Consider the following 12,780-nt stretch of genomic DNA (forward strand, 5'->3'; position numbering starts at 1 on the left):
ACCATGCGCGTGCTTGTATGTGACCCGATTTCGCAAAAAGGGATTGATGTCCTCACCTCGGCCGGCGATGTCGCCGTCGACGTGAAACTGAAACTGACAGAAGATCAAATCGTCGAGATCATCGCCGAATACGATGCTGTCGTCGTCCGTTCAGAAACAAAAATCACCAAGCGGATCATCGAAGCGGCCGACCGGTTGAAAGCCATCGGCCGGGCCGGCGTCGGCGTCGACAACATCGACGTGGAAGCGGCCACCCGGAAGGGCATCGTCGTCGTCAACGCCCCCGAAGGCAACACCATCGCCGCTGCCGAACTGACAGTGGCCCACATCCTCGCCATCGCCCGCAACGTCGGTTCTGCCAACCTGTCCTTGAAAGGCGGCAAATGGGACCGCAGCAAGTACACCGGCATTGAATTAAAAGGCAAAACACTGGGCATCCTGGGACTGGGCAAAATTGGATCGGAAGTGGCCAAGCGCGCCCGCGCCTTCGACATGACTGTCATCGCCTACGACCCCTACGCCTCCGTGGAAAAGGCGAAGAGCCTCGGCGTCACCGTCACCGACCTGGAGACGGTCTTCCGCCAGTCTGACTTTATCACTGTTCACATGCCTAAGACGAAAGACACCTACCGCATGATCAGCGCCGCCCAGTTTGCCATCATGAAAGAAGGCGTCCGCATCGTCAACTGCGCCCGCGGCGGCATCATCGACGAGCAAGCCCTTTACGACGCCATTCAGTCGGGCAAAGTAGCCGCCGCCGGCCTCGACGTCTTTGAAAAAGAGCCCTGCACCGACAGCCCCCTCTTTGCCCTCGACCAGGTCACCGCCACGCCCCACCTGGGCGCTTCCACCAAGGAAGCCCAGGTCAACGTGGCCATCGACGTGGCCTACGACATCCTGCGGGTGCTCCGCGGCGAAGCCGTCAGCGCTGCCGTCAACATCCCCGCCGTTAAACAAGAGATGATGACCATCTTCAAACCCTATCTCAATCTGGTGGAGAAGATGGGCAGCTACCTTGGCCAGACCATCGGCAACCGCATCGAGAAGGTGGCCATCACCTTCAAGGGCGATGTGGCCAAATACGATGTCACCCCCTTGACGACGACGCTGCTCAAAAACCTGCTCAAATACGCCCTTGAAGAGTCCGTCAACTACGTCAATGCCCCCCATGTAGCCAAAGCGCGCGGCATCCAGGTCATTGAAGCGAAGACATCCGACGCGCAGGACTACGCTGTCCAGATCTGTGTCGTCGTTGAGACCGACCAGGGCAAGCGCCAGGTCAGCGGCACGCTGCTGAGGAACAAGCCCCGCTTTGTCAGCATCGACGGATATGACATGGATATGGCTCCCGAAGGCCACATGCTTGTCGTCCCTCATACGGACAAACCGCGGATCATCGGCCAACTGGGCACCATCATCGGCGAACATAACGTCAACATCGCCGGCATGCACCTGGGCCGCAAAGACTTCGGCGGCAACGCCGTCGCCATCCTCACCATCGACGGCCCCGTGCCCGCCGCGGTTTTGACCGACCTGGCCAAGATCGACGGCGTGGCTGACGTGAAATATGTCAACCTCGGTTAAGTCGCCCAGTCTCCCGCGACTCGCTGCTTCTCCTACTCTGTTCCGGGAGGGATCCCTTTGCTGGACACCAAGTTTGTACGCGCCAATCCCGAGGCGGTGCAGGAAGCCCTGCAAAAACGGGGCGCCAACATCTCCTTAGACGATTTTCTCGAACTGGACCGCCGCCGGCGCGCCCTGGTGGTGGAGGTGGAGAGCCTCAAAGCCAAGCGCAACGCCGTTTCGGCTGAGATCGCCCGCAGGAAAAAGGCCAAGGAAGACGCCGAGGCCCTGATCGCCGAGATGCGCCAGGTGGGCGATCAGATCAAGGCCCTCGACGACGAGCTGACCCGGATCGAACTCGACATGGACAACCGGATGCTCTATATCCCCAACATCCCCCACGCCTCTGTTCCCGTCGGCACATCGGAGGAGGACAACGTGGAGGTGCGGCGCTGGGGAACGCCGCGGACCTTCGACTTCCCGGTCAAAGCCCATTGGGACATCGGCGAGGACCTCAACATCCTTGACTTTCAGCGCGGCGCCAAGATCTCCGGCGCCCGCTTCACCGTCTACAAAGGCCTCGGCGCTCGATTGGAGCGAGCCGTCATCAACCTGATGATGGACACCCATGCCCAGCGGGGCTACACGGAAGTCTTGCCGCCTTATCTCGTCAACCGGCAGTCCATGCTCGGCACAGGTCAGTTGCCCAAGTTCGCCGAAGATATGTTCGCCGTCGCCGGGACTGACTACTACCTCATCCCCACCGCCGAAGTGCCTGTGACCAACCTCTACACCAACGAGATCTTGGACGCCGACAAGCTGCCCATCCACCACTGCGCCTATTCGGCCTGTTTTCGCGCCGAAGCCGGTGCCGCCGGGCGGGACACGCGCGGCCTCATCCGCCAGCACCAGTTCAACAAGGTGGAACTCGTCAAGTTCACCAGGCCCGAAAACTCCTATGACGAGTTGGAGAAGCTGACGAAGGATGCTGAGCACATCCTGCAATTGCTGGGCCTGCCCTATCGGGTGATCACCCTCTGCACCGGCGACATGGGCTTCTCAGCGGCCAAGACCTACGACATCGAGGTCTGGCTGCCGAGCTTCGGCGCTTACCGAGAGATCTCCTCCTGTTCGAACTTCGAGGACTTCCAGGCGCGGCGGGCCAACATCCGCTTCCGGCCGAGCCCCAAGGCCAAGCCTGAATTCGTCCACACCCTGAACGGCTCCGGACTCGCCGTCGGTCGCACCGTCGCCGCCATCTTGGAGAACTGCCAGCAGCCGGACGGCAGCGTCGTCATCCCCGAGGCGCTGCGCCCCTACATGGGCGTCGACGTCATCGGCGGCTGATTGTCCGCACCTCACCTACTTTGAAAGAGTTTCCTATCTTAGGAGACTCTTTCTTTTTGCTTGCAGCAGGATTTGAACGTTTAGCGCCGAAGAAAGATCATCTATCTGCTTGCCTGAATGCATGTTTTTGGAATTCCATTATATATGAAAAAACGATGAAATAGACAGGCCTTAGGGACTTTTTCTGTTTTGTTGAAACGGAGGGGGCTTACTTTGCATACGCTGGCGTCCCTTGCGAGCAGGGAATTGGTTACGTTGCAGGGGGAAGCGTTGTTGGTCGACGCCGTGACGCTGATGAGTGATAAAAACATCAGCAGTGTGTTGGTGACGCGCGGTTCCGCCGTCGTCGGGATCATCACGGAACGGGATCTGGTGCGGCTGGTTGCCACCGGCATCGATCCGCTGAAAACGGCGGTCGAGGCGGTCATGACCAGTCACCTTGTCCATCTGCCTGAAACAGTGCCGATCGATGAAGCCCTGTATGTGATGGAAAAAGAAAAAGTCCGTCACCTGCTAGTCACCGGCGTTGATGCCGACGTCGCCGTCAGCGAGCCCTGCGCCGAACGCTACCGCAAGCACCAACTCCGCGCCGACGACAAGGGTATCCTCTCGGCCAAGGGCATCATCACCTATACCGATGTGGTCCGCAAGTTGGAAGAGGAGTTTTTCAAAAAGCCGCTGACCGTCTCCGACTGCATGTCCACGACGCTGCACCGCACTGACGCCAGTACGGACATCAAAGTCGCTTTCGCCATCATGAATGCGCAGCGCCTCAGCTCCCTGCTCATCGACCGGCATGGCAAGACGGTCGGCATCCTGACCGAACGGGATGTGGTGCGCTTCATGCGCAGCGGCCGCAGCCTTGACAGCAGCATCACCGAGGTCATGAGCCCCTCGCCGATGACCGTCTCCCAGGAGGTGTCCCTCTTCGAGGCGGCCCGCATCATGGAGCAGCATCGCATCCGCCGGCTGCTGGTGCGCGACCCTGAGGGGCGCATCTGCGGCATGGTCAGCCACTCCGACATCGTCCGGGCGGTGCGCAAGAACTACCGCAGCGTCTTGCAGGGAGAGGCGGCGCGCAGCCGCAAAGCCCTCAGCCTGATCGGCGAAGGTGTGGCTGAGCTGGATGGCAAAACCTTCCGCGTGCTCTGGATCAACCCGGCGGGCGCCGAGATGCTGGGGTTGAACAACAGCTCCGAAGCCCTCGGCTGGGAGTTTACCGGCTTTTTGGACGCCAAAGCGGCGGACCTGATCCACCGCGATTTCATCCAGCGCACCTCCCGCGACGCCCTCCTTTGCACGACGGCCTTGCCGCGACCGGGGGAGCGCTACCTCTGGCTTTCCTATGAGATGACCTGTGACTTCCGGGGTGAGCCCTGCATCCGCGCCGTCTTTCGGGACGTTACCTACCTGGCTGCCGCCCAGGAGACCTTGCAGGAGGAAAAGGCGCGCCTGCAGATGAGCTTTCAGGCGTCCCGAGAAGGGATCCTCATCCTTTCCGAAGAGGGGCACCTGATCGAGATGAACTGGCGCGCTCGGGAACTGCTTCGCCTGCCGGACCGCTCCGATATGACGCTGACGGTCCGGGAGTGGAGCAGAGAGGTCCGCCTCCTCGATGAGTCGGGAGACTTGATCCTCCTGAGCGAAGATCGGATTCGGGGCTTTATGGAAACGGGACAAGCCATCTACGACCAACTGCTGCGCCTTTCCTTCAACAGCGACGGCAAAAGTCTCTGGCTGATGGTCTCGGCGTCACCGATCCCCACGCGGCGCTGCATGGTCGTGACCCTCTATGACGTGACGGCCAGCAAGCAGAAGGAGCTGGAGATCCAGCGCTCCGAAAAGAAATACCGGACGCTCATTCACAACCTGACCGAAGCGGTCCTCCTCTTGTCACCTGCCGGCGACGTGATCGACCTCAACCCGGCGGCGAGGGAGATCCTGCAGGTGACGGAGAATCAGCCCTTGCCCCATCCCCTGGCAGAGTTCTACTGCACCTTTGTCGACCGGGAGGGGCGGCCGATCCCGACAGAGGAGATCGCCCGCTGGGAGGGTTCGCGGCGCAAGGCGCCCTTTAAAGACCGGGAGATCGGCATCCTAACGGGCGAACGGATCTACTGGGGCGTCCTCACCCAGACGCCTACCTTCAGCGATGATGGCACCGTCGAATCGATGATCGTCACCTTCAACGACTTGACCGAGTATATGGAAAGCAAACGCCAGGAGGAACTGCTCCTGAGCTGCTCCATCGACTTTGCCCGGGCCACGACGGAGGAGGAGGTCTACGCCATCCTGGCCCACTACCTGCGCCGCCTCGGCCGCGCCAACGGCAAGATCGACGCCATCCTGCTGCGCTGCGTGACGACCCCGGTCCAGCATCCGACCTTGATTCAATGGGCTGACGACGGGTTTTTCTTCACCGGCGAGTTTCACCCTGAGCGATGCAAAGCCTACGCCTCCGGCGTCGACCTGGTGGTGAAAGACGCCCGGATCGAGTACGGCTGCCCCTGCCATGAGGTCAACGCCGACCAAGGGAGCTACTTCTGCACCAACCTCAGCGTCGGCGGCCAGGTCGTGGGTGTGCTCCACCTCTACAGCGGCGCCACCGGATTTTTCAATGACCAGACGGCGCGGGTGGTGCGCAGCCTCCTGGCGCTGGCCGCGCCGACGATCAGCAACATGCGGCTCATCGACCACAACCGCCGCCTCTCACTGATCGATCCGCTGACCGGCCTGCATAACCGGCGCTACCTGGAACAAACCCTGGAAAACCTCCTTGTCCGATCGCGCGAGACGGAACGGCCCTTCTGCCTGATCATGGCCGACATCGATCAGTTCAAGGGGTTCAACGACACTTTCGGCCATGACGCCGGCGACAAGGCCTTGCGGATGGTGGCTGCCAACGTGCGCAACTGCCTGCGCGAAGAGGATATCGCCGTCCGCTTCGGCGGCGAAGAGATCACCGTCATCCTCATGGGCGTCTCCAAAGAACTGGCCGTCACCATCGCCGACCGCATCCGCAAACGGATCGAACAGACCCCCATCGAGATCGGTGACGGCCAACTTCAGTACATCACCCTCAGCATGGGCGTCTCGGCCTTCCCGGAAGACGGCAAGACCCTGGAGAAATTGATCCAGCGGGCCGACTTGGCCCTCTATGAAGCGAAGCGCCTCGGCAAGAACCGGGTGGCGGCTTTTGAGAAGGCGCAGTGACGGGGATGACCTGTCTTACCGAAAAGCCTGTACAGGTACAGGCTTGGCAAAAGGCAAAGGCACCGCAAAAGGCAAAAGCGCGTTGTGAAAACCCTGTAAAAAGCGCTAAAGAGGAAAACAGGCGACGCCCGTGGAAATGGGGAGAGGCGCCGCAAACGGCGCAGCGACAAAAAGGGAAGAGGGTGGAGCGGTATGCAGACGGTCGTTCCGAAAGAGGAAGATAATCTCAATCTCTCGGTGGAAGAAAGGCTCACAGCCATGGGCCTCGAACTCCCGGAGCTCATCCCGCCGGTGGCGGCCTATGTGCCTGCTGTCCGGACGGGCAACCTCGTCTTTACAGCCGGCCAACTGCCCTTCGTCAAAGGCCTTCTCCTCTACACCGGCAAGGTTGGCGCCGACCTGACAGCGGAAGAAGCGCGCCGGGCCGCCCGCCTCTGCGCCCTGAACTGCTTGACGGCCGTCAAATCGGTCACCGGCAGCCTCGACCGGATCGTCCGCATCGTCAAAGTCACCGGCTTCGTCAACGGCGCTCCTGGCTTCACCGGCCAGCCCGCCGTCCTCAACGGCGCCTCCGAGATCTTCGTCCAGATCTTCGGCGCCGCCGGCGAGCATGCTCGTTCGGCTGTCGGCGTGGCGGAATTGCCGCTGAACGCGCCAGTCGAGGTGGAGATCATCGTTGAGGTGGAGGCGTAAGGGATGAATTTTGCAAGGTGTCTTCCCATTGCTTTTTCCGGGTGACTGTGGTAACATATTTACGACTTTCTGCCGGGGCTTTGACGCTCTGGTGAATGCGGAGGGATGGCCGAGCGGTTGAAGGCGGCGGTCTTGAAAACCGTTGTAGGGGTGACTCTACCGTGGGTTCGAATCCCACTCCCTCCGCCAAATAAGCAAATCCTTATGAGCATGACTGTAGTCTAGGTTACGACTACAGTTTTTTATTATAGCAAAGAGATAAAGGGCCGCATCACCTGCGCTGCCGTGCCTAACACATCCCTTGGGGTGTCAAAGAGCCAGTTCCCAACAGAGCCATCTAGAAACCAGAGCAGCCGATCAAAGCCCCGGTTGGAGACGTGCTCCATGGCTCGGCGGATGACAAGGGATTCTTCGTAACAGGTTAGATACTGGGCTGCTTTTTCTGCGTAGTCTCCCATCCCCAGGAGGTCATAGGCCGCATGGACGCCTGTCAAGATGGCGTAGTACTGGCCGAAGCCGAGGAAGGGCATGACGGCGCCAAAACAGTTGCCTACAAAATAGGTGTTGCCGATGCGGGGATAGTAGCAGCGGCCGATGGGATAGCCGGAGATGTCCCAGGTATGGTGAATGTCGTGGGGCTCGCCGATGTCGCGGGCATAGCGGGCGAGGAAGCGGCTCCAGAAGACATCTATCGGCCGGGGAGATTTATCGGTCAGGCCATTGGAGGCTTCTGCTTGCAGGTGAGCGGGCGGATTTCCCGGAAGATCTGCCGGCTGGTTTACCGGCGGCTCGGGATAGGCGATGGCGCAGCAGGCTTCCTCTTCTGAATAGGGGATGAGGTAGGCGTATCCCTTTGGGGCGATCCGGTTGTCGAGCCAGGCGCAGACGATCTGCGGGTCAAAGCGGCCCCGGATGGTGGCGCCTTTCATGGCGACCCGAAAATCGATGCGGAAATTCTTCAGCCTCGCTGCATATTCGCTGTCGCCGGTAGCCAGCACAACATGGGTGAACTCTTGCAGCAGGTCTTGGTAGGTGTGTTTCGAATGGAATCGAATAGGAGCACGGACTTGGCGGGCCAGTTGGGCCTCCCAGGATTGGTGATGGCGTCCCCGGGTGGCGGAAAAGCCAATATGCCCTTGGAAGTCGCAACGGCGGTTCTCCGAAAAGACGACCAGTTTGGCTAGATTGGCCACTGGCTGCAGGTAGATGCCATGCTCTTTCGAGAAAAAGCGCAACATATCCATGACAGGGCGATGGAGGATCTCCATGTCAATTTCACCGGTGACGAAGCGATCGCCCACTTGACTGCGATCTTCGAAAATGGTCGGCTCGATCCCGTATCGCTCCAGCACAATGGCGCAACTCAACCCGGATAGGCCGGCCCCCATGATGGCAACGTTCATTTCCTCACCCGTTTTTTACTATGACCGCAAAGAGAGACGGCTATCCAATCTGCGGTTACCTCGAAAAGGGGCAACGCCCTGATCCTCCAGATGGAGGATCAGGGCGTTGGTTGTTTTTTCGGGAAAAGTTAGATATTAAATCCATTTACCAAGTCATTCAACTTCTTCAGATTCTCATTCGTCTCGTCCGACTTCTCCTTGATCGCCCCGACCTGATGCTGCATGTCAGCAGTTTGGACGGCCACCTGGGAGATGCCGTCGGCGCTCTCATTGACGGCGGCGGTCATCTGCTGGATGGACTTGGCGATCGATTCCATCGTCTCATCCAAACGGTCACAGGTGCCCTTGAACTCTTCCATGAAGGTCTCAAAGCGTCTGGCGTCGGCGCTGTACTGTTCGGCGGCGTCGCGGAGTTTCGTTGTGCTGGTGATGACGCCCTCGTCCATGAAGTCGACGGCTTTGCCGGAGGTATCGGCCAGGAGGGCGACGGAGGCGCGAGCTGCCGTGACGATCTGTTGGATGTCCTCGACGGTCCGAGCCGATTCTTCGGCCAGTTTGCGGATCTCGCCGGCGACGACGGCGAAGCCTCGGCCGACCTCGCCGGCGTGGGCAGCTTCGATGGCGGCGTTTAAGGCGAGCAGGTTCGTCTGTTCAGTGATGTGCAAAATGGCCTTGGCCAGCTCATCGATCTTCTCCACCTCCCGTGAGCCTTCGATGGCAGTCGTCAGTTGGCGCTTCATATCGGCGAAGACGGTCTGAGCCTGCTGGGCCGAGGCCAGGGCCTCTTCGCGGAGGCGGTTGGCCCGCTGGTCGATGGTGCGCGAAAGGGTAAGGCCCTCAGTCGCGTTTTGGTTCATCGAACGGGTTTGTTCGTGCACGGTTTCAATGGTGGCGTTGATCTGCTGGATCGTCGCCGCCGACTCCTCCATGGCGGCGCTGATCTCCTGGGTGATCGCCGTGGTCTCCATCGACTGGCGCGCCAGCTGATGGCAGGACTGGTCCACGTCATGGGCGTTTTGGGTGATCCGGCCTGACGATTCGATGACCTGTTGAAGGAACTGCCGTACTTGCGCCGTTAGGCCGTTCAGCGCTTGGGCCAGATCGCCGATCTCATCCTTGGCCTCGACATGGACATTGCGGATGGTGATTTTTCCGTCGGCATCTTTTTCGATGCCGGCCATCATCGCCCTCAGCGGGTTGGCGATGCGCTGGCTGAGGAAGACGGCGACGGTGCCGGAGACGAGCAGGGAGAGGAGGGAGAAAAAGGCTTCGAAGATGATCTCGCCCTTGGTCGTGTCCCATTGCTTCTGGCGGACCGCTTCGACGGCAGTCTCGATCTCGTCGACGTAGTTGCCGGTGCTGATGACCCAGCCCCATTCCTTGAAGAGCTTAGAGTAGGCGCGTTTGGGCGTCAGCCTGCCCGAACCTACGTCTTGCGGCTTCTCCCAGAGGTAATCGGTGTAGCCGTTGTTCTTGCCCTGGGCGGCGGCGACCACTTCCTGGACGATGTAGACGCCTTTGGGGTCCTGGCTGTTTTTGCGGTTAGACCCTTCCTGATAGGTCAGCATGGGGTGGGCGACGAGGGTATAGTCGACGGCATCGATCCAGAAGTAGCCGTCCTGTTTCTCGCCGTAACGGAGGCTTTTGATCATGTCGGTAGCCAGTTTTTTTGCCTGGACTTCGGTGAGTTCGCCCGTCTGTTGTTTGTTGTAGGCGTAGAGCAGTATGCCCATGGCCTGGTCGACCTGGCTTTTGATCAGGCTGTCATACTGGGCGTAGAGCTGGGCGCGCTTGTTGGCCACTTCCATCTGGGCGTTCTTGTAGATCCCCATGAGGCTGGTGCCGCCGAGGATAGCCGTCATCATGAAGGTGGTCAGCATGATGGCCACCATGATCTTATGCTTGATTTGTCTCACTGCGCATGCCTCCTATATCGTTGCTGTCTTTTCCTTGTGGACGCTTTTACGTCCCCTGCTTGGTCGCCTTTTTCTGTAAATATTTTTCTGTGAGGCTACCTTTTCTTCAGGAGAGCTGAAAAGTCCTTTGCAAATTTTTGTAAAAAAAGCGGGAGATACAATTTTGCAATTTTTTTAATATTTAGATTTTTTATACAAGGGCAATCTACCGAAAAGGATTTGTTCAGAAAAAAGCGAATGAGAAAGCAATAACATAGACTAACGCCGTCGGCTCGAGGGAGGATGAACATCCTTTGTCAACGCAGTGGATCGACGAGATAAAAGCGATCATCCGTCATGAGAAAGGGCTTCATGCCCGCGTGGCAGCCATGATCGTGCAAAAGGCAAGCGAACTTAAGAGGCGGTACCGGGTCTCCCTCTTTTTGCGTCACCGGGACCGCAAGCCGGTGCCGGCCACCACGCTGCTGCAACTGGTCTCTCTCGCTGTCCAGCCCGGTGAGGCCGTCTGGGTGTCGGCGAGGCCTGCAGAAGACACCGGTGAGACGCCCTTTCCGGCTGATGCAGATGCACCTTGCGCCGAAAGGCCGGGCAACGAGCCGCCGCAGGCCGCCATCGCCGTTGAGGAACTGGTGCGCTTCCTCGAAAGCGACTTCGCCCTTTCTGACGAACAGGTCCAGCGCCAGGTAGACAACCTCCTCCAGGACAGCGCCCTGACAGCGGGACAGGTCTTTGCCAGCATGGCTGACGGCCTGATCGTCACTGACGCCCACGATGTGGTCACCGTCTTCAATCCGGCCGCCGAGCGGATCATGGGCATGCGGGCCAGCGATGTGATTGGAAGGAAGGCGAAGGCGGTCATCGCCGGATCGAGGATGCACATCGTCGCCGAGACAGGGCAGCCGGAACTGGGGCGGCGGCAGATGATCGGCGACGCGGTCATCCTCACCAATCGGACGCCCATCGTCGTCGACGGGCAGGTCAAAGGCGCCGTCGCCGTCTTTGAGGATATCTCGGCGCTGGAGAAGGTGACGCACGAACTGCACGAGGTGAAGGAACTGAAAGAGCGGCTGCAGCTGGTCCTCGAATCGGTGCAGGATGGCATTTGCGTCGTCGACCGGGAAGGTTGCGTCACCTATGTGAACCCCGCCTATGCCCGCATCGTCAACGGCCGCCGGGAGGACCTGATCGGCCGGGATGTGCGGAACCTGTCGCCGCGGGGGGCGCGGCGGCAGGCTTTGGAGACGGGCAAGCCGGTATTGGGCCATCTGGCGCAAAAGGACGGCGATGTGACCGTTATCGCCGACGCCTATCCCATCATCGTCGATGGGGAGGTGACCGGGGTGGTCTCCATTGTCAAGACCCTCACCGATGTGCAGACACTGGCCGAGAAGCTGAACCGCATGGCCGCCCGCGCCGAGTATTTGGAGCAGGAACTGCGGCGGGCGAAAAAACCGGGCGGCGCTTTCGCGCGCTTCATCGGCCAGAGCGGCAAGGTGCGCGACGCCTTGGCGATGGCGGAAAAGGCGGCCGAGGGACCGGCGACGGTGCTCATCCGCGGTGAGAGCGGCACCGGCAAGGAGCTGGTGGCCGAAGGCATCCATGAATCGGGGCCGCGATCTAAGGGACCCTTTATTCGCGTCAACTGTGCCGCCATCCCTGAGACCTTGTTGGAGAGCGAGCTCTTCGGCCATGAAAAGGGCGCCTTCACCGGCGCTATCAAACGCAAGCTGGGCAAGTTCGAGCTGGCCCACAAGGGCACCCTCTTCCTCGACGAAATCGGCGAGTTGGACAAGGGCATGCAGGCCAAGCTGCTTCGCGTGCTTCAGGAAAAAGAGATCAGCCGCATCGGCGGCGAAGAGACGTTCACAGTCGACGTGAAGATCATCGCCGCCACCAATCAGGACCTCGAAAGGCTGGTGGCCGAAGGCCGTTTTCGGGAAGACCTTTACTACCGGTTGAATGTCATTCCGATCTTGCTGCCGCCGCTCCGTGAACGCAAAGAAGACATCCCTCTATTGGTGGAACATTTCCTCCAGCAGACCGGGCGGGAACAGGGCAAGGCGCTGCGAGGCATCCACAGCGACGCACTGGAGGCGTTGATGCATTACAGCTGGCCGGGCAACGTGCGCGAGCTGGCCAACCTGATCGAGCGGGTCGTCACCTTGAGCGACGGCCCTTGGATCACCGACAGTGATCTGCCCACCTACCTCCGGGAGCGGGCGGCCGAGGAAAATCATGAAGGGAGGCCTCTTGAAGAGCGACCTGCTGGCGGGAGATACGGCGCAGGGGAACGCGGATATAACGGAAGAGAGCACAAGATTGGCAGGTCGGTCGGGGGAATCAGCGGCTCCCTTTTCAGGGAGAATAGGTGGGAGGAACAGGGTGACGCGCCGCTGTTGACCTGGGAAGCATACGAACAGCAGATCATCACCTTGGCTCTGCGCCGGCACGGCAGCTTCAACGCCGCCGCCAAAGCCCTGGGACTGACTCATAAAACCGTGGCGGCGAAAGCCCGCAAGTACGGCATCGACAAGAACGAAGCCGGTGCAGGCCCTGGGAAAAAAGGAGCGGCCTTGGGAAAAAGTATCAACGAATGAGCCGACGGCTTGATACTTTTTTCCAAGCAAACATCTGTTGAGACGGGC

At 59.9% G+C, this 12,780-nt stretch carries 7 protein-coding genes and 1 tRNA gene; 6 read left to right on the top strand and 2 right to left on the bottom strand.

Translation table 11 applies throughout. From position 1 onward, the window contains the following. Positions 1-3 precede the first annotated feature (3 nt). From serA to HM1_RS05125, 5 genes are all read left to right on the top strand, one after another. Positions 4-1,584 carry a phosphoglycerate dehydrogenase gene (serA, locus tag HM1_RS05105; RefSeq protein WP_012282233.1) on the top strand — a complete coding sequence of 527 codons (1,581 nt, stop codon included), beginning with the start codon at positions 4-6 and terminating at the stop codon, positions 1,582-1,584. Positions 1,585-1,641: 57 nt separating this feature from the next. Further along, complete coding sequence (gene serS / locus HM1_RS05110; RefSeq protein WP_012282234.1) at positions 1,642-2,910, top strand: serine--tRNA ligase; 1,269 nt, start codon at positions 1,642-1,644, stop codon at positions 2,908-2,910. A 213-nt stretch (positions 2,911-3,123) separates the two neighbouring features. Then, entirely contained in the window at positions 3,124-6,123 is a 3,000-nt protein-coding gene (locus tag HM1_RS05115) for a diguanylate cyclase (protein WP_012282236.1), read from the top strand. A gap of 192 nt (positions 6,124-6,315) precedes the next feature. After that, positions 6,316-6,816, top strand: a complete 501-nt coding sequence (locus HM1_RS05120) for a RidA family protein (RefSeq protein ID WP_049754046.1) — start codon at positions 6,316-6,318, stop codon at positions 6,814-6,816. Positions 6,817-6,915: 99 nt separating this feature from the next. Then, a tRNA-Ser gene (locus HM1_RS05125) sits at positions 6,916-7,005 on the top strand. A 56-nt stretch (positions 7,006-7,061) separates the two neighbouring features. Here the strand turns inward: HM1_RS05125 and HM1_RS05130 are convergent. Together HM1_RS05130 and HM1_RS05135 are read right to left on the bottom strand one after the other, a co-directional pair. Then, the gene (locus HM1_RS05130; RefSeq protein ID WP_012282239.1) at positions 7,062-8,219 is read right to left on the bottom strand and encodes an NAD(P)/FAD-dependent oxidoreductase; all 1,158 of its coding nucleotides are present in this window, start codon (positions 8,217-8,219) and stop codon (positions 7,062-7,064) included. 128 nt (positions 8,220-8,347) lie between these two features. Beyond that, entirely contained in the window at positions 8,348-10,135 is a 1,788-nt protein-coding gene (locus tag HM1_RS05135) for a methyl-accepting chemotaxis protein (RefSeq protein WP_012282240.1), read from the bottom strand. Between the two features lie 293 nt (positions 10,136-10,428). Between HM1_RS05135 and HM1_RS16445 the strand changes: the two genes are divergently transcribed. Continuing rightward, complete coding sequence (locus HM1_RS16445; protein ID WP_012282242.1) at positions 10,429-12,732, top strand: sigma 54-interacting transcriptional regulator; 2,304 nt, start codon at positions 10,429-10,431, stop codon at positions 12,730-12,732. Positions 12,733-12,780 lie beyond the last annotated feature (48 nt).

The organism is Heliomicrobium modesticaldum Ice1 (assembly GCF_000019165.1).
In the GTDB taxonomy this organism is placed as follows: Bacteria; Bacillota; Desulfitobacteriia; order Heliobacteriales; family Heliobacteriaceae; genus Heliomicrobium; species Heliomicrobium modesticaldum.

What these genes read in the sequence shown, in the direction of transcription:
- serA (WP_012282233.1), top strand. Translation starts at nt 4, where the DNA reads ATGCGCGTGCTTGTATGTGACCCGATTTCGCAAAAAGGGATTGATGTC.
- HM1_RS05120 (WP_049754046.1), top strand. Translation starts at nt 6,316, where the DNA reads ATGCAGACGGTCGTTCCGAAAGAGGAAGATAATCTCAATCTCTCGGTG.
- HM1_RS05130 (WP_012282239.1), bottom strand. Translation starts at nt 8,219, where the DNA reads ATGAACGTTGCCATCATGGGGGCCGGCCTATCCGGGTTGAGTTGCGCC.